This window comes from uncultured Hymenobacter sp., from assembly GCF_964242765.1.
In the GTDB taxonomy this organism is placed as follows: Bacteria; Bacteroidota; Bacteroidia; order Cytophagales; family Hymenobacteraceae; genus Hymenobacter.
In genome coordinates, this window is the sequence record NZ_CAXTBM010000092.1 from 1 (window position 1) to 16,686 (window position 16,686).

General features: G+C 56.6%; 11 protein-coding genes. 8 read left to right on the forward strand and 3 right to left on the reverse strand.

What is annotated here, in order from left to right; genetic code table 11:
- The 5 genes from araA to ACFE7X_RS23165 all read left to right on the forward strand — a co-directional run.
- Positions 1-1,155: L-arabinose isomerase (gene araA / locus ACFE7X_RS23145; RefSeq protein ID WP_375438052.1), on the forward strand; the 1,155-nt coding region annotated here is incomplete at its 5' end.
- A 271-nt stretch (positions 1,156-1,426) separates the two neighbouring features.
- Positions 1,427-3,127: a sodium/solute symporter gene (locus ACFE7X_RS23150; RefSeq protein WP_375438053.1), complete on the forward strand. Its 1,701-nt coding sequence runs from the start codon at positions 1,427-1,429 to the stop codon at positions 3,125-3,127.
- 171 nt (positions 3,128-3,298) lie between these two features.
- Entirely contained in the window at positions 3,299-5,389 is a 2,091-nt protein-coding gene (locus ACFE7X_RS23155; protein ID WP_375438054.1) for an alpha-L-arabinofuranosidase C-terminal domain-containing protein, read from the forward strand.
- A 157-nt stretch (positions 5,390-5,546) separates the two neighbouring features.
- Positions 5,547-7,391: an NPCBM/NEW2 domain-containing protein gene (locus tag ACFE7X_RS23160; protein WP_375438055.1), complete on the forward strand. Its 1,845-nt coding sequence runs from the start codon at positions 5,547-5,549 to the stop codon at positions 7,389-7,391.
- Positions 7,392-7,572: 181 nt separating this feature from the next.
- The gene (locus tag ACFE7X_RS23165) at positions 7,573-9,612 is read left to right on the forward strand and encodes a glycoside hydrolase family 127 protein (protein WP_375438056.1); all 2,040 of its coding nucleotides are present in this window, start codon (positions 7,573-7,575) and stop codon (positions 9,610-9,612) included.
- 145 nt (positions 9,613-9,757) lie between these two features.
- Here ACFE7X_RS23165 and ACFE7X_RS23170 read toward each other — a convergent pair whose 3' ends face one another.
- A complete protein-coding gene (locus ACFE7X_RS23170; RefSeq protein ID WP_375438057.1) occupies positions 9,758-10,525 on the reverse strand; it encodes a DeoR/GlpR family DNA-binding transcription regulator in 768 nt (255 codons plus the stop codon).
- A 157-nt stretch (positions 10,526-10,682) separates the two neighbouring features.
- Between ACFE7X_RS23170 and ACFE7X_RS23175 the strand changes: the two genes are divergently transcribed.
- The 3 genes from ACFE7X_RS23175 to ACFE7X_RS23185 all read left to right on the forward strand — a co-directional run bounded on the left by ACFE7X_RS23175 (position 10,683) and on the right by ACFE7X_RS23185 (position 14,766).
- Positions 10,683-12,302, forward strand: coding sequence for an FAD-dependent oxidoreductase (locus ACFE7X_RS23175; RefSeq protein WP_375438058.1), 1,620 nt, complete (start codon positions 10,683-10,685; stop codon positions 12,300-12,302).
- A gap of 185 nt (positions 12,303-12,487) precedes the next feature.
- A complete protein-coding gene (gene glpK, locus ACFE7X_RS23180) occupies positions 12,488-14,041 on the forward strand; it encodes a glycerol kinase GlpK (protein WP_375438059.1) in 1,554 nt (517 codons plus the stop codon).
- Entirely contained in the window at positions 14,038-14,766 is a 729-nt protein-coding gene (locus ACFE7X_RS23185; protein WP_375438060.1) for an MIP/aquaporin family protein, read from the forward strand. Before glpK ends, ACFE7X_RS23185 begins: the two co-directional genes overlap by 4 nt.
- A 130-nt stretch (positions 14,767-14,896) precedes the next feature.
- Here the strand turns inward: ACFE7X_RS23185 and ACFE7X_RS23190 are convergent, their stop codons facing one another.
- Both ACFE7X_RS23190 and ACFE7X_RS23195 read right to left on the reverse strand, forming a co-directional pair.
- Positions 14,897-15,322, reverse strand: coding sequence for a VOC family protein (locus tag ACFE7X_RS23190; RefSeq protein ID WP_375438061.1), 426 nt, complete (start codon positions 15,320-15,322; stop codon positions 14,897-14,899).
- Positions 15,323-15,469: 147 nt separating this feature from the next.
- A complete protein-coding gene (locus tag ACFE7X_RS23195) occupies positions 15,470-16,534 on the reverse strand; it encodes a PmoA family protein (protein WP_375438062.1) in 1,065 nt (354 codons plus the stop codon).
- Positions 16,535-16,686 lie beyond the last annotated feature (152 nt).

A 16,686-nucleotide genomic window follows, 5' to 3' on the forward strand; every position in this document is an offset into this window, starting at 1 on the left:
GATATCAACATGGACTTCATGAACACCAACCAATCGGCGCACGGCGACCGGGAGTTTGGCTTCATTGGCGCCCGCATGGGCATCAAGCGCAAAGTAATTGTGGGTCACTGGCAAGACAGCGCCGTGCACCAAAGCCTGAGCGTGTGGTCGCGCGTGGCTTCGGCCTGGGCCGACTGGCAGGGTGCCCGCTTCATCCGCTTTGGTGACAACATGCGCTACGTAGCCGTAACCGAAGGCGACAAAGTGGAAGCTGAAATCAAGTTTGGCTACTCCGTGAACACCTACGGTATCGGCGACTTGGTAGCCGTTATCAACGAAGTGAGCGACGCCCAAATCGATGAGCTGCTTGCCACCTACGAGCAGGAATACGAGCTAGCCGACACGCTGAAGGACGGCGGCAGCCAGCGCGAGTCACTGCGCGACGCGGCCCGTATTGAGGCCGGCATGCGCAAGTTTTTGCAGGACACCGGCGCCAAAGGTTTCACCGATACTTTCGAGGATTTGCACGGCATGGCGCAGCTGCCCGGCATTGCCACGCAGCGCCTGATGGCCGAGGGCTACGGCTTCGGCGGCGAAGGCGACTGGAAAACGTCGGCGCTGGTGCGGGCCATGAAGGTGATGGGAGCGGGGCTGCCCGGTGGCAACTCGTTTATGGAAGACTACACCTACCATTTCGCGCCCAACAACAACCAAGTGCTGGGTTCGCACATGCTGGAAATCTGCCCCACTATTGCGGAAGGCAAGGTGCGCGCCGAAATCCATCCCCTAGGCATTGGCGGCAAAGCTGACCCAGTGCGCTTGGTGTTCAACTGCCCGGCCGGCGAAGGCCTCAATGCCACCATCGTGGACATGGGCAACCGGTTCCGCCTGATTGTAAACGAAGTGGTAGCCGTGGCCCCCGAACAAGAGTTGCCGAACCTGCCCGTAGCCCGCGTGCTCTGGAAAGTGAAGCCCGACCTGGCAACGGGCGCGGCCGCTTGGATTTTGGCCGGCGGGGCGCACCACACCGGTTTCAGCCAGAACCTGACGGCCGAGTATCTGGAAGACTTCGCAGAAATGGCGGGTATCGAGTACGTTCTTATCGACGACGACACCAAGCTGCGCACCTTCAAGAACGAGCTCCGCTACAACGAGGTAGCCTTTGGGGGCCGCTAGTCGGGGCTTATACTCGTCCGCAAATGAACTGCCAGCACGATGTAGAGACGCGGCACTTCGCGTCTCGGCGTTGGACGGCCAAGTAGAACAACGGTTCTAACAACACGGACGCCGAGACGCGAAGTGTCGCGTCTCTACATCGTGCTGGCAGCTCATTTGCGCATGACGTTCAGGTAGTCTTTATATAATTAGCTGCCTGGAATGAAATAAATTCTAACTAAAATTAAGCTCTCAATCTCTCCTCATTTCCCACGTTCCCTTCAATTAACTCATGCGTAACAACCTTACCACGCTTGACCTACTTGTCTTTCTCTTCTACCTCGTAGGGGTTTCTGCCTACGGGTACTACGTGTACAAAAGCAAGCAAAAGGCCGAGCAAAGCACCAAAGACTACTTTCTGGCCGAAGGTTCCTTGACTTGGTGGGCCATTGGAGCCTCCATGATTGCCTCCAACATTTCGGCCGAGCAGTTTATCGGCATGTCGGGGTCCGGCTTTAATGTGGGCGTGGCAGTGGCGGCGTATGAGTGGGTGGCAGCTATTGTACTCATCATTGTGGCGGTGTTCTTCATGCCGATTTACTTGAAAGAGAAAATCTTCACGATGCCGCAGTTTCTCGAGCAGCGCTATAATAGCACGCTGAGCTTGATCATGAGTATCTTCTGGCTGTTCCTCTATATTCTGGTTAACCTGACGTCCATCCTCTACCTCGGGGCGTTGGCCATCAGCAACCTGATTGGGGGCGGCAGCTTCCACCTGATTATGGTGGCGCTGGCCGTGTTTGCTTTGCTCATCTCGTTGGGCGGTATGAAAGTGGTAGGCTACACCGACGTAATCCAGGTGGTAGTGCTGGTAGTGGGTGGTTTGGTGACCACCTACATTGCCTTGGACGTGGTGAGCACCAAGTTTGGCCTCGGCGGTGGCGCTATTTCGGGCTTCAAAGCGTTGATGGACAATGCCGGTGACCACTTCAAAATGATTTTCCCGAAACCTGGGCCCAATACGCCGCAGGAGGACATCAATAAATACATAGCCCTGCCCGGCATTGCCATGTACTTTGCTGGTCAGTGGATTGTGAACTTGAACTACTGGGGTTGCAACCAGTACATTACGCAGCGTGCCCTCGGTGCTGATTTGCACACGGCCCGTACCGGTATCCTGTTTGCCGGCATGCTGAAGCTGATGATGCCGGTAATTGTCATGCTGCCCGGTATTGCCGCGTATGTGCTTTTTAAGAACGGTGAGTTGCAGCAGGAAATGTCTTCCACTGGCGCTTTCAACTCCGACAACGCGTACTCTGCCGTGCTCACCTTCTTGCCCAACGGCTTGAAAGGCCTCTCGATGGCGGCCCTGACGGCGGCCATTGTGGCTTCGCTGGCTGGTAAAGTCAACTCGATTTCCACCATCTTCACCCTCGACATCTACAAGCGCTACCTCAACAAAGACGCCACCGAGAAAAAGCAGGTGTGGGTTGGCCGCTTGGCTATTTTGGCTTCCGTAGTAATGGGCGTGGCCCTTACCTGGGAAGACTTGCTCGGCATTGGTGGTGAAGGTGGATTTCAATTCATTCAGAAATACACGGGCTTCATCTCGCCCGGTATCCTGGCCATCTTCCTGTTGGGTATGTTCTGGAAGCGCACTACCGCTACGGCAGGTATTGTCGGCATTCTGGCGGGCTTCGTGCTGTCGGTGTTCTTCAACAACTACGCAGTAGGAGTATTCGGCACCGAAACCCTGCTTTACACAGCCTTCCCGAACGGCCACGGCGGCTACGAAATCCCATTCCTGATTTGCATGGGCTTGTCGTTTGCTTTCACGGTGCTCCTGATGGTGGTTATCAGCTTGGCTGGTCCTGCCATCAACCCAGGGGCTATCAACCTGACGCCGGGTATGTTCAAGGTCAGCAGCCAAACCATGTCGCTGATTGTCATTACGCTGTTGCTGATAACGGCGCTGTACGCTAAATTCTGGTAATAAATCGGTGGTCTAGCGAGTGGTCCTACGAGTTGCCCATTGGGTTTTGTAGGACCACTACTCGGCTAACGACTAGCAATCAGGGTTAGCAATACGAGTAGTGGTTCCGCGAATCTGTAGGCGGAACAGGATAGAGCGCCTCTCGCTAAATCACCACCAAAAATCCCACATATGTCCTTGAAAATTAAGTTCCTAAATTCACAATCGATTGTGTCCGGATTAGCGCTTTTCAGCGCTGTAACCGGCAACACGGCCCTGGCGCAAGGTACTGCCGCACCGGGCACCATCACGGTGCAAGTAAATAAGCCCGGCGCACCCATCGCCAAAACCATGTACGGCTTGTTTTTCGAGGACATCAACTTCGCCGCCGACGGCGGGTTGTACCCGGAACTGGTAAAAAATAAGTCGTTTGAAACCGACGAGAACCTCGTGGGCTGGCGCGCTATTAAAGGAGCCGCGGCCTTATCGACCTATCTGGTTTCCAGCGAGCAGCCCATTAGCGCCACCAACAACCACTTCCTGCGTATGACGGCCGCCACGGCTAGTCCGGATGCGGGCTTCCTTAACGAGGGCTTCCGGGGTATGGGCGTAAAGCAAGATGCCGAATACACCTTCTCGGTGTATCTGCGGAAGGGTCCGGGCAACGTAAGCGGCCTGAACGTAAGTATAGAAGAGTCGGGGCGGGGCGGAAACGGACCGGAAGCTGCCGCTTCTGGGCGGGTACTGGCGCAAGCCAAAATCACGGGCGTCACGGGGGAATGGAAAAAGTACACCGCCGTGCTCAAGTCGTCGGGTACGGCGGCCAAGGCGCGCCTGAAAATAACGATGGAAGGCGCCGGCACCATGGATATCGACGTGGTGTCGCTGTTCCCGAAAGACACTTGGCAGAAGCGCGAGAACGGCCTACGGACCGATCTGGTGCAACTGCTCAAGGATATGAAGCCGGGCTTTCTGCGTTTCCCTGGGGGCTGCATCGTGGAAGGCCGGACCCTGGACGAGCGGTATCAGTGGAAAGAGACCATTGGCGATTTGGCAGCCCGCAAACCTTTGATTAACCGCTGGAACACCGAGTTCAAGCACAAGTTCACCCCCGACTATTACCAATCGTTCGGGTTGGGCTTCTTCGAGTACTTCCAGCTTTCTGAGGACATCGGCGCCGAGCCGCTCCCCATCCTCAATGTGGGCATGGCCTGCCAGTTCAACTCGGCCGAGTTGGCGCCCATCACAGCATCGGGCCCGAATGCGGGCAATGCTGCTACCGGCGACCTAACGCTGGATACCTTTATCCAGGATGCGCTGGACCTAATCGAGTTTGCCAACGGGCCTACGTCTAGTTCTTGGGGCGCCAAGCGGGCGGCTATGGGCCATGCGGCACCATTCAACCTGAAGTATATCGGTATCGGCAACGAGCAGTGGGGCCCGCAGTACTTGGAGCGCTACGAGCCGTTTGCCAAAGCCATCAAAGCCAAGTACCCGAACATGCAAATCGTGTCGAGTGCTGGCCCGAGCCCCGACGGGCCGCTGTTTGAAGCCGCTTCCAAGCGCCTGGGTGTGCTGAAGGCCGAGTTTGTAGACGAGCACTACTACGCCAAGCCCGAGTGGTTCCGCCAGAACGTAGGCCGCTACGACAACTACCCTCGCACCGGGCCGAAAATCTTTGCCGGTGAGTACGCCGCGCAAAGTGTGGCTATCGGTAGCCCCGACAACAAGAACAGCTGGGACTGCGCTATTTCGGAAGCCGCTTTCATGACCGGTTTGGAGCGCAATGCCGACGTGGTAAACATGGCGTCGTACGCCCCGCTTTTCGCCCACGTGGATGCGTGGCAGTGGACGCCCGACATGATTTGGTTCGATAACCTGAAGTCCTACGGCACGCCCAACTACTACGTGCAAAAAATGTACAGCACCAACGCGGGCACGACCATGCTGCCCGTGCAGATGCCCAACAACGCTAAGAACGGCACCGACAACCTGTTCGCCAGCGCCGTAGCCGACGACAAAGCCGGCGACATTGTGGTGAAGCTGGTGAACTACTCCAACGACGCGCGCCCGGTGAAGCTAAACCTAGCCGGGGTGAAGAATATGGGTAAGTCGGCCAAGGCCATTGTGCTTGCCAGCAACGACCTGCAGGCCGTGAATAGCTTGCAGGAGCCTACCAAACTGGCTCCGAAAGAAGAGCAATTCAAAGTATCGTCTTCGACGGTGAGCTACACGCTGGCTCCCAACTCGTTCACGGTGCTCCGGATTCCTGGTAAGCGCTAATTGTAGCGAAGTGAAGAGCGGAGTGGTTGCTAAAGCCACTCCGCTTTTTCGTTTGATTTTTATGGTAAGGTTAGCGCGGAACCTTGGCAAGCGTGGTGGCTGACAGGCTGCTTTCCCCAACTGCCTGCTGGTGTAGGCACCTATCAATTCCCCTTCTATGAATCTTCTGCACAAGTCGATATTGGCCGCTGGACTGCTTGGAGGCATGGCAACTCCGGCCGTCAGTCAAACCAAACCTGCCCCTAAAACTGATTTTCACCAGTGGGCCGCCACGCCGCCCATGGGCTGGAACAGCTGGGATTGTTATGGCCCCACCGTGGTAGAAGCCGAGGTACGCGCCAACGCCGACTACATGGCTGAAAACATGAAAAGCAGCGGCTGGGACTACGTGGTGGTTGATATTCGGTGGTACGTAGGCAACGATACAGCACACGGCTACAACGAGAAGGACCCGGATTTCAACATCGACCAGTACGGGCGCTTCATCCCGGCTCCGAACCGGTTTCCGTCGGCGGCCGGGGGCAAAGGCTTCAAGCCGCTGGCCGACTACATGCACGCCAAAGGCTTGAAGTTCGGGATTCATATTATGCGCGGGGTGCCGGTGGTGGCTGTGAACCGTAAGTTGCCCATCCTGGGGAGCAAGGCCACGGCCGCCGACATCTACACCAAAGAAGGGCAGGGGACTTGGCTGCGCGACATGTACACCGTGGTAGCCGGCAAGCCGGGGGCACAGGAGTACTACAACTCTATTTTCAAGCTCTACGCATCCTGGGGCGTGGATTTCGTGAAGGTAGACGATCTGTCGTCGCCGTACCATACGCCGGAAGTGGAGATGATTCGCAAGGCAATTGACTTAACGGGGCGCAAGATTGTGTTGAGCACTTCGCCCGGCGAAACGCCCATTGCTAACGCCAAGCACGTGCAAGCCAACGCCAATATGTGGCGCACCGTCGGCGACTTTTGGGACAGCTGGGAGCAGCTCAAAGAACACTTCGACGTGTGCGACCGGTGGTCGCCGTACATTATGACGGGGGCGTGGCCCGATGCCGATATGCTGCCCATGGGCCGGCTCGGTATCCGGGCCGAGCGCGGCGACGACCGAATGACGCGCTTCACCAAGGACGAGCAGTACACCATGATGTCGTTGTGGTCGATATTCCGCTCGCCGCTGATGTTTGGCGGCGACCTGCCAAGCAACGACGCCTTCACGCTCTCGTTGCTGACCAACAAAGAGGTGCTGGCCATGCACAGCTCCAGCAGCAACAACCGCCAGCTGTTCCGCAAAAACGACCTAGTCGCCTGGACTGCCGACGACCCCAAAACCGGCGACAAGTACCTAGCTGTCTTCAATGCCCAAGACCAAGAGTTGCTGCCCGAAAGCGCCGCCGCATGGTCGAGTGGCCAAATCACGCGCCAGACGCCTAACCAAAGCAAAACCGCCGACATCGACATTACCGGCGTTAGCAAGCTGTACCTGAACGTGCGCAACGGCGGTGACGACACCGCCTGGGACCATGCCAACTGGCTGGCGCCGACGCTCTCCAACGGCGCCAAAACCGTAGCCTTAACCACCATGCCTTGGAAGCAAGCCACGGCAGGGTGGGGGAAATCTACGGTGAACAAGAGCGTATCGGGCGGCCAATTAGTCGTGGCTGGGCAAACCTATACCGACGGCATCGGGACGCACTCCAACTCGATAATAGAGTTCGATGTGCCGCTTGGTTACACCCGCTTCAAAACCACCGCGGGCCTCGACAAAGCCGCGGCCAGCCAGAACACGGGCGGTACCATCAACTGCCTGATCTTCACGAAAAGCCCCTACACGCCAGCCCCGGCCGATTCTTCGCGCATAGTAGTGCCCTTGCAGAAGTTGGGCTTCTCCACGGCCTGCATCGTGCGCAATATGTGGACCGGCAAAACAGTAGGGGAATTTACCGGTGAGTTTGCGCCGTTCATCCGTCGGCACGGCGCCGGCTTGTACCGAATCTCCGCCAAGAAGTAACAGTTTCCCGATTGGCGCAATGGTGCTGACGGTGAGTTAAATTCCTTTTTCCGAGCGTGGCGGTGCATCGAGCCAGGCTAGTAGTGGACTATTGCACAGGGCTTGTTTAGTAGCTAGGTGCGTAGGCCCGAGTTCTTTTCAACCTAGTGATTGTGTTGCCTTTTACTGAAAATCCTGCCTTATGTCTAAGTCACTTCTCATGGCGCTGGCGCTTGGTTTAGCCGCTTCCGCCACTGCCCAACGCTCCGATTACCCGATTCAAGCGGTTGCTTTTACCAAGGTGAAGCTGGCCGATAACTTCTGGCTGCCCCGCCTGAAAACCAACACCGAGGTAACCATTCCCGCTTCCTTCGAGCGTTGCGAAGCCACCAACCGGGTGAAGAACTTCGAAATGGCCGCGGCCAAGTCGGGCAAGTTCGCTACCACGTTCCCCTTCGACGATACCGACATCTACAAGACCATTGAGGGCGCCTCGTACTCGCTGAGCTTGTACCCGGATAAAAAGCTGGAAAGCTACATCGATGAACTGATTGAAAAGGTGGGCAAGGCGCAGGAACCGGATGGCTACCTCTACACGGCCCGCACCATTGACCCCGCCCATCCGCATGCGTGGGCCGGCAAGGAGCGGTGGGAACGGGAGCGGGAGCTAAGCCACGAGCTATATAACTCCGGCCACCTCTACGAGTCGGCGGTAGCGCACTACGAAGCCACCGGCAAGAAGAGTTTGTTGAACATTGCCCTGAAAAACGCCGACTTGGTATGCTCGGTTTTCGGCCCCAGTAAACGTAGCGTAGCGCCCGGCCACGAAATAGTGGAAATGGGGTTGGTGAAGCTCTACCGCGTAACCGGCAAGCCTGAGTACTTAAGCACCGCCAAGTTCTTCTTAGAGCAGCGCGGCCAGTACAAAGGCTACGACCCCAAGAGCCCTGACGTCTGGAAAAACGGTTCTTACTGGCAAGACCACCAATCGGTGTACGACCAGAAAGAAGCCATCGGCCACGCCGTGCGCGCCGAATACCTGTACTCGGCCATGGCCGACGTGGCCGCTCTAACTGGCGATAAACGCATGCTGGCGGCCGTGGACAGCATCTGGAACAACATGGTAAGCAAGAAGCTCTACGTGACGGGCGGCACCGGCGCGGTGCCCGGCGGGGAGCGGTTCGGGCGTAACTACGAGTTGCCCAACACCACTGCTTACAACGAAACCTGCGCTTCGGTGGCCAATGTGTACTGGAACCAGCGCATGTTCCAACTCCACGGCGACTCGAAGTACATCGATGTAATGGAGAAGGTGCTTTACAACGGTTTGATTTCCGGGGTGGGTCTCGATGGCAAGTCGTTCTTCTACTCCAACGCTATGCAAATCAAGAACAGCGCCGTCTTCAAGGAGTCGGAGCCGGCGCGGGCGGGCTGGTTTGAGTGCTCGTGCTGCCCCACCAACTTAGCGCGGCTGTTTCCTTCGTTGCCGGGCTACGTGTACGCGCAGAAAGACAACGACGTGTACGTCAACCTGTTTATCAACGGCAGCACCGACCTCAACGTGAAGAAACAGCCGGTCCGTATCACGCAGCAAAACAACTACCCCTGGAACGGTGACCTAAAGTTCACAGTAGCTCCGAAGTCAACTGCCGATTTCAACCTGCTGGTACGCCTCCCCGGTTGGGCCCGCAACGAGGCCCTGCCCTCCGACCTTTACACTTTTGCGGCGCCATCCAGCGAGCAAGTAAGCATCAAGGTAAATGGCAAGCCGCTGACGTACACGGTCAAGAATGGTTACGCCGTGCTGGCCCGCAAGTGGCGCAAAAACGATGTAGTAGAAGTGGCCCTGCCCATGGAAGTGCGCAAAGTGGTAGCCAACCCCAACGTTCGCGACGATGCCGGCAAAGTGGCCCTGCAACGCGGCCCTATCATGTATTGCGCCGAGTGGAAAGACAACGAAGGCAAAACCAGCAACATCATCGTGCCGGCTTCCACCAGTTTCACGGCTGCCTTTAAGCCCGACGTGCTCAACGGCATCACCGAGCTAACCGCCACAGTGCCCGTGGTGAAAGTTGACCCTGCCAACAATTCCATCAGCACCGTTTCGCAAACCCTGACCGCCATTCCGTACTACGCCTGGGCCAACCGCGGCAAAGGCGAAATGACCGTGTGGTTCCCCGCCAAAATCACCGACGTCGACCTTATTACGCAGAAAATGGAGGAGAAGATAGTAGCTAAGTAAGATGATGGATTGTCTTGCTGACTGCACTGTAGGGAGGAATGACAGCTTTTGTTAGAGAATCGAGTTAGAAAAGGCCGCCATATTTAGCATGGCGGCCTTTTACTTTGCTGCCAACATAGTAAGCAACACCAGAACAATAGTGCGCCTATACAATAGTTAGGGCAATACTCCTCTCTTCCAGTTTCTTAGCGTCTTGCGGGGAGATGCCACGGTCGGTGATGACACGGTGGACTTGCTCGAAGCCGCAGATTCGGCTAAAGCCACGCTTGCCAAACTTCGAAGAATCGGCCAGAACGATGGTTTCTTGGGCGGCGCGCAGCATGGCTTGGTTGAGGTGAGCTTCGCCGGAGTTGGTAGTGGTAAAACCAAAATCAAGGTCGATGCCATCGACGCCTAGGAACAGCTTCTGGCAGGAAATATCGGCTAGTACTTGTTCGGCTTGCGGCCCCGTGACCGAGGAAGAACTGTGCCGTAGGTAGCCTCCGAGTTGAAGTACCTCGATTTCGGGGTGGCCAACAAGCTCTAAGCCCACGTTGAGCGCCGACGTAATGACCGTCAGAGGAAGATGAGGTGGGAGGGCCCGAGCCAACGCCACCATGGTGGTTCCCGACGCTATAATCACTGCTTCCTGTGCACTTATCAGTGCTGCCGCGGCCGTTGCGATGCTGGTTTTCTCCTCCACATACAGTAGCTTCTTCTCGTCGACGGGTCTGTCTTTGATGTATGGGTTTTCCAGCGCCGCCCCACCATGCGTGCGAAACAGTAGCTCCTTCTCTTCTAGGAGTTTCAGATCCTTCCGAATCGTTACTGCCGATACGTTCAGTGCTTCGCAGAGGTCGAGAACGTCGATGTGCTTCTGCTCTTGCAGGCGCTGTAAAATATAGTGGTGCCTTTGGGCGCTGGAGGGATTCATCAAGCAAAACTATTCTTTTTAAACCACTTCATGCGAAAAGCACGAATAGTGTTTAGATAATCAAACGGAAGCTGAGTAATAGAAATTACGAAGAAATATGTTACGTTAAGTTTCATTTGCCTATCTTTAATATATCAAAGTGAAACGCAACGAAGCAATGTATAGAAACCCGCCATCCAATATCTTTCACCGCGAAGCTCTCTTGCAGCAATTGGAGGGGCACCCGGTTTGGGACCTGCTCGTAATTGGCGGCGGCGCAACGGGTTTGGGCGTGGCTCTGGATGGTATCAGCCGAGGCTACAAAACCTTGTTGCTTGAACAAGTGGATTATGCCAAAGGAACGAGCAGCCGCAGCACCAAGTTGGTGCACGGCGGCGTGCGGTATCTGGCGCAGGGCGACGTAGCGTTGGTGCGCGAGGCGTTGTACGAGCGGGGTTTACTACTGAAAAATGCCTCTCATCTTGTCAAGAACCAGGATTTCATTATTCCAAATTACGAGTGGTGGGGCGGCCCGTTCTATACCATCGGGCTAAAAATGTACGATTTGCTGGCGGGCAAGCTCAGCCTGGGCGCCTCGGTACACCTCAGCAAGCAAGAAACGGTGAAGCGTCTGCCCACCATCAAAGCCGAGGGGTTGAAGGGCGGCGTGCTCTACCACGACGGCCAGTTTGATGATGCCCGCCTCGCAATCAACCTTGCTCAAACGGCCATCGAGCAAGGTGGCACGTTGCTCAACCACTTCGAGGTACGTGGGCTGCTGAAAGACCCTAAAGGCAAAATAGCCGGCGTAACCGCTACCGACCAAGAAACTGGCGCCATTTACGAGCTACGCGCCAAAGCCGTAGTAAATGCCACCGGCATCTTCGTAGACGGTATTTTGCAAATGGACAAGCCCGGTGGTAAGAAGCTGGTACGCCCGAGCCAGGGCGTTCACATCGTGCTCGATAAGTCGTTTCTGCCCGGCGACGATGCCCTGATGATTCCGAAAACCGATGATGGCCGCGTACTCTTCGCCGTGCCGTGGCACAACCGCGTGGTAGTAGGCACCACCGACACGCCCCTCAAAGAATACAGCCAGGAGCCGCAGGCGCTCGAAGAAGAAATTGAATTCATCTTGCGTACCGCGGGCCGCTACCTCACCCGGGCCCCCAAGCGCAGCGACGCGCTAAGCGTGTTTGCGGGGCTCCGGCCACTGGCCGCAACAGAAGGTGGCGGAGAGAAAACGCAGGAAATTTCGCGGAGCCATAAGATTCTGGTGTCTGATGCAGGCCTGATTACCATCACCGGCGGCAAGTGGACCACCTACCGCCGCATGGGGCAAGACACGGTAGACAAAGCCATTGCGCTAGGCAAACTGCCCGCCGCTGAAAGCCAAACTGCCCACCTGCCCATTCACGGCGCCCAAGCCACCCCTGACCGCCGCAACCACCTCTACGTGTACGGCACCGACCAGCCCGCTTTGCTCGCCCTCATAGCCGAGCATTCTGAGCTAGGCGAAAAGCTGGACGACACCCTGGAATTTCTGAAAGCCGAAGTGGTATGGGCCGCCCGCCACGAAATGGCCCGCACCGTGGAAGACGTACTGGCCCGGCGAGTGCGCATTCTGTTCCTCGACGCCCATGCCGCCATTCGAGTAGCGCCGGAAGTAGCCGCCTTGTTAGCCCAAGAATTAGGCTACGATGCCGCCTGGCAACAAGAACAGGTGGCCGCTTTCCGGCAAGTAGCCCGACATTATCTACTGGAAAGCCAAGGGGTTCGGTTAAAGGAAGAAGTGTAACCCGTCTTCCTTCTCCTTCCGAGAAAGGGGTGCGTTCTGGTGAGTCTTGCGTCTCTGGTACTCTTCTCCTAGTGAGCATGAGAAGAGAGTGAGGTCACCATTTTCAGCGCAAAGCATTGCTATGTTGAATGCTTTACGCTTCTTCACCTACTGTTTCCCAACCTCCTCACTGTATACCTCCCACTATGCAGCAGTTCATCCTCGCCCTCGACCAGGGTACGACCAGTTCCCGCGCCATCCTTTTCGATCAGAAAGGACACATTGTGGCGGAGGCGCAAAAGGAATTCACGCAGATCTTTCCTAAGCCTGGTTGGGTGGAGCATGATCCGCTGGAAATCTGGTCGACGCAGGCGGGGGTGGCAGCAGAGGCAACGGTGAAGGCTGGCCAGAATGGCAAGAGCATAGCGGCCATCGGCATCACCAACCAGCGCGAAACGGTGGTGGTGTGGAACCGCAAAACCGGCAAGCCCGTCTACAACGCCATTGTGTGGCAAGACCGCCGCACTGCCGAGTACTGCGACCAGTTGCGCGAGGAAGGGCAGGAAAACCTGATTCGCCGTAAAACCGGCTTGGTGCTCGACGCCTACTTTTCGGCCAGTAAAGTGCGCTGGATTCTCGATAACGTGAAGGGCGCCCGCAAAAAAGCGGAAGCCGGCAAGCTGGCCTTCGGTACTGTGGATAGCTGGCTGATCTGGAATTTCACGCAGGGCGAGCTGCACATCACCGATGTAACCAACGCCTCACGCACCATGCTCTTCAACATTCACTCCCTCGCGTGGGACGATGAGCTGCTGGCGCTGTTTGATATTCCGCGCAGTATGCTGCCGGAAGTGCGGCAGTCGAGCGAGGTGTACGGCGAAACCAAAACCACGATTTTTGCCTCGAAAATCCCGATTGCGGGCATTGCCGGCGACCAGCAGGCCGCCTTGTTCGGGCAGCAGTGCGTGCGCTCAGGCATGGTGAAAAGCACCTACGGCACGGGCTGCTTCATGCTGATGAACATCGGAACCGAAGCCCGGCTTTCGCAAAACAAGCTGCTTACTACCGTGGCCTGGAAGATCGACGGGCAGGTGCAGTACGCGCTGGAAGGCAGCATTTTCATTGCCGGAGCCGTGGTACAATGGCTACGCGATAACCTGGGCATCATCAAGACCTCAGCCGAAGTAGAGCAACTTGCCAAGCAAGTCAGCAGCAGTGAAGGCGTATGCTTTGTGCCGGCCTTTGCCGGCCTCGGGGCGCCACATTGGGACCAGTATGCGCGGGGCGTCATCTTCGGCATGTCGAGGTCCACGAAAGCGGCGCACATTGCGCGGGCCGCTGTAGAAGCCATTGCCTATCAAACCATGGACGTACTCCGAGCCATGCAAGCCGACGCGGGCCTACCCATAACCGAGCTGCGGGTAGACGGCGGCGCGACGGTCAACGAGACGTTGATGCAGTTTCTCTCTGATGTGCTAAATACCAAAGTGGTGCGGCCCCGGATGGCCGAAACCACTGCGTTGGGAGCCGCCTATCTGGCGGGACTGGCCGTGGGCTACTGGAAAAACGTAGATGAAATTCAGGCGCTCAACCACGCCGAAACTTCGTACAATCCGAAAGCCAACCAGCCGCATATTCAGAAAGGCATAGCCGATTGGAACCGCGCTGTGCAAGCGTTGCAGGTATGGGCCAAAGGCGCCCAACCCGGCAACCCAGTAGCTCTAGCAACCACCCAACCCGAAACCACCGAAGCCGAATGACTCCTTTTGTTGCAGAGTTTGTTGGGACTACGGTGCTGATGGTATTGGGAAACGGCGTGGTAGCCAACGTGGTGCTTACCGACACCAAAGGCCACAACAGCGGCTGGATGGTGATTACGACGGCATGGGCTTTGTCGGTGTTCGTTGGGGTTGTTATTGCCGGGCCGGTAAGCGGAGCACACCTGAATCCGGCCGTGACGGTAGGGCTGGCCGCGGCTGGCAAGTTCGCCTGGAACCTGGTGCTGCCGTATTTAGCAGCGCAGTTTGGTGGAGCCTTCGCGGGGGCAACTCTGGTGTGGTTGCTCTACAAAGACCACTTCGACCGTACGCCGGAAACGGGTCTGAAGCTGGCCGTATTTTGCACCGGACCCGCCATCCGTAATCATGCTTCCAATCTGCTCAGCGAAATTGTTGGCACGTTAGTGCTGCTGCTGGCGGTATTCTACATTGCCGGGGCCGAAATCACCCCCTCGCATACGCCAGTTGGTTTGGGCTCGGTGGGCGCGTTGCCCGTGGCGCTGGTGGTGTGGGTAGTTGGGCTGGCGCTGGGCGGTACTACTGGCTACGCCATCAACCCTGCCCGCGACCTGGCCCCCCGGCTGGCGCACGCGCTGCTACCCATTCGAGAGAAAGGGCCAAGCGAGTGGACCTACGCCTGGATTCCCGTGGTAGGGCCACTACTCGGAGCCGTACTCGCAGCATTGCTGTTTCGGCTGCTGGGCTAAGTAGTGCAGACCATGAGCCCTCACATATAGTTTAGCGTGTAGTTAAGTGTAACAAGAACGATCCTGCCTCGGCCAGCGCAGCAGGATCGTTCTTTTGTTTGAACAGTAACTTAAATAGCTGCTTACACCGCTACTTGGCGTCGTTGATTTCAATCCAGTAGCCATCCGGATCTTGCAGGTAGATCTGCTTGACGCCGTCGGCTCGAACGGTGGGCGCTTGGGCATCTCCTTTAAGGTTGGTGTAGCGCACCTTTAGCTTTTCTAGGCGACCAGTCAACGTGGTCAAGGAAGGCACACTAAAGCACAGGTGCACGTTTTTCTCCGGCGTCACGGTGCAGGTTCCTTGGATGATGTGCATCTGCAAGCCGGAGCCAATCTTAAGCCAGGTGTGGCGGCCGTCATTGAATGGATTGGGCGTTTCTTCTAACTCCAAAACAGACTTGTAAAAACTGTTGCTAGTGGCAAGGTCGCGCACGCAAATAGCGGAGTGGTTGAAGGTTAGCGCATTTTTCGACTGTGCGAGAGACGCTTGCCGTCCTAGGAAAGTGAAAAGCAACAGGGTAAGAAGAGCACATTTCATTTTTGTTGTTTTGCTTTAGTGAAATACCAACCTGCCCCCAATATAAACAGGATGGTAAGAGAGGAGCATATCCTTCTCTCACCATCCTGTTTTCTTGACGACCAATCAGTAGTGGGCGAGAATTTACTTTACTGCCACTGTCTTTTTGGCGAAGTCGGCGGCGGCTTGGTTGAGCTGCTTGGCCGATAGGGTTTTGCTGCCTTCGTCGATTAGCACGCGGTAGCGGAACGTTACCGATTCGCCTTTCTTAAGCTGGAGATTTTTGGCGGTTGTACCGTTGGTGAAAATCTTTTCACCGAGGGGGTTGGCCGCAAACAAACCGTAGCCGCGCGCGTGCCAGAAGGTGGGGTAGTTCGGGTTTTTGGGGTGGTCGAGGATGGCGATGCTCACCGAATCCTGGCCCATTTTGCCGTACACCTTGCACCACGCGCCGCGCGTACTCCAGGCATCGTTGCCGCGCTTGCCGGTGCTGGTAGCGTAGTTGCCGTTGGCTACTTTGTCGGTGCCGCCTTTCACTACCGTCACAATGCCTTTGTTATCGGTGAACTTCTCGTCTTTGTCGGTGGGCATTTGCAACTCGTGCGCCACGCGCAAGCCCAGCAAACCATCCTTGGCGTCCGTAAACGTAACCTCCGTATTGGCTTTGAGCGTGGTCACTCGGTCGATGGTCCGTTCGCGCTCGGTGCCGCTAAATTCGAAACGGGTGGTTTCTTCCAATAAAACCTCGTTTTTCTGGTTGGTCCAGTTGGCATGATACGCCAGCGCGCCGGTGGGGCCGCTGCTGGTGGTCGTTATGCGGTCGGTTTTGATCCAGCCGTACGAGCCTTTCTTTTCCTGCGGAATGGCGTAGGAGTTGTTCCAGAAATCCAGGCCATTAACGTTCTCGAAGTTGAACCACAGCCCAATATGGTGCGGGTGGTCGGTGGGGTCGCCGGGCTTGGGGGCCAGCGGAAAACCGCGGGTTACCACGGTGCCGTTGGCGGCGTGCAGCGGATACAGAACGGGCTTCTCCAACGTATCAGGATATAAGAAGCTAGTGAACAACTGCTTGCCCACAAACACGTCAATCTTCTTGGCCTTCGGGTCCTTGGTAACGCGGACTTGCTCGGTCTTTTGGGCGTCGGCACTGGAAACGCAAGCCAGCGCCAGCAACAGGGCGCCGGCGCAGGGGAGGGTGGCTAATCGCATTATATTTCTGGTTAAGTGCTTACGCAACGAAAGCTTTTCCGCCCACCATTACTTCCTGCGTTTTCTCGTCGAAAGTAGCCTTCATGCCGGTGTGCACGGCCGCGTTGGTCATGATGGTGGCAATGGAGTGGCTATAGCCGGCCTCAACGGGT

Bases quoted from the DNA above. Each gene is read 5' to 3' on its own strand.
- ACFE7X_RS23150 (WP_375438053.1), top strand. From the start codon at position 1,427: ATGCGTAACAACCTTACCACGCTTGACCTACTTGTCTTTCTCTTCTAC.
- ACFE7X_RS23155 (WP_375438054.1), top strand. From the start codon at position 3,299: ATGTCCTTGAAAATTAAGTTCCTAAATTCACAATCGATTGTGTCCGGA.
- ACFE7X_RS23160 (WP_375438055.1), top strand. From the start codon at position 5,547: ATGAATCTTCTGCACAAGTCGATATTGGCCGCTGGACTGCTTGGAGGC.
- ACFE7X_RS23165 (WP_375438056.1), top strand. From the start codon at position 7,573: ATGTCTAAGTCACTTCTCATGGCGCTGGCGCTTGGTTTAGCCGCTTCC.
- ACFE7X_RS23170 (WP_375438057.1), bottom strand. From the start codon at position 10,525: ATGAATCCCTCCAGCGCCCAAAGGCACCACTATATTTTACAGCGCCTG.
- ACFE7X_RS23175 (WP_375438058.1), top strand. From the start codon at position 10,683: ATGTATAGAAACCCGCCATCCAATATCTTTCACCGCGAAGCTCTCTTG.
- glpK (WP_375438059.1), top strand. From the start codon at position 12,488: ATGCAGCAGTTCATCCTCGCCCTCGACCAGGGTACGACCAGTTCCCGC.
- ACFE7X_RS23185 (WP_375438060.1), top strand. From the start codon at position 14,038: ATGACTCCTTTTGTTGCAGAGTTTGTTGGGACTACGGTGCTGATGGTA.
- ACFE7X_RS23195 (WP_375438062.1), bottom strand. From the start codon at position 16,534: ATGCGATTAGCCACCCTCCCCTGCGCCGGCGCCCTGTTGCTGGCGCTG.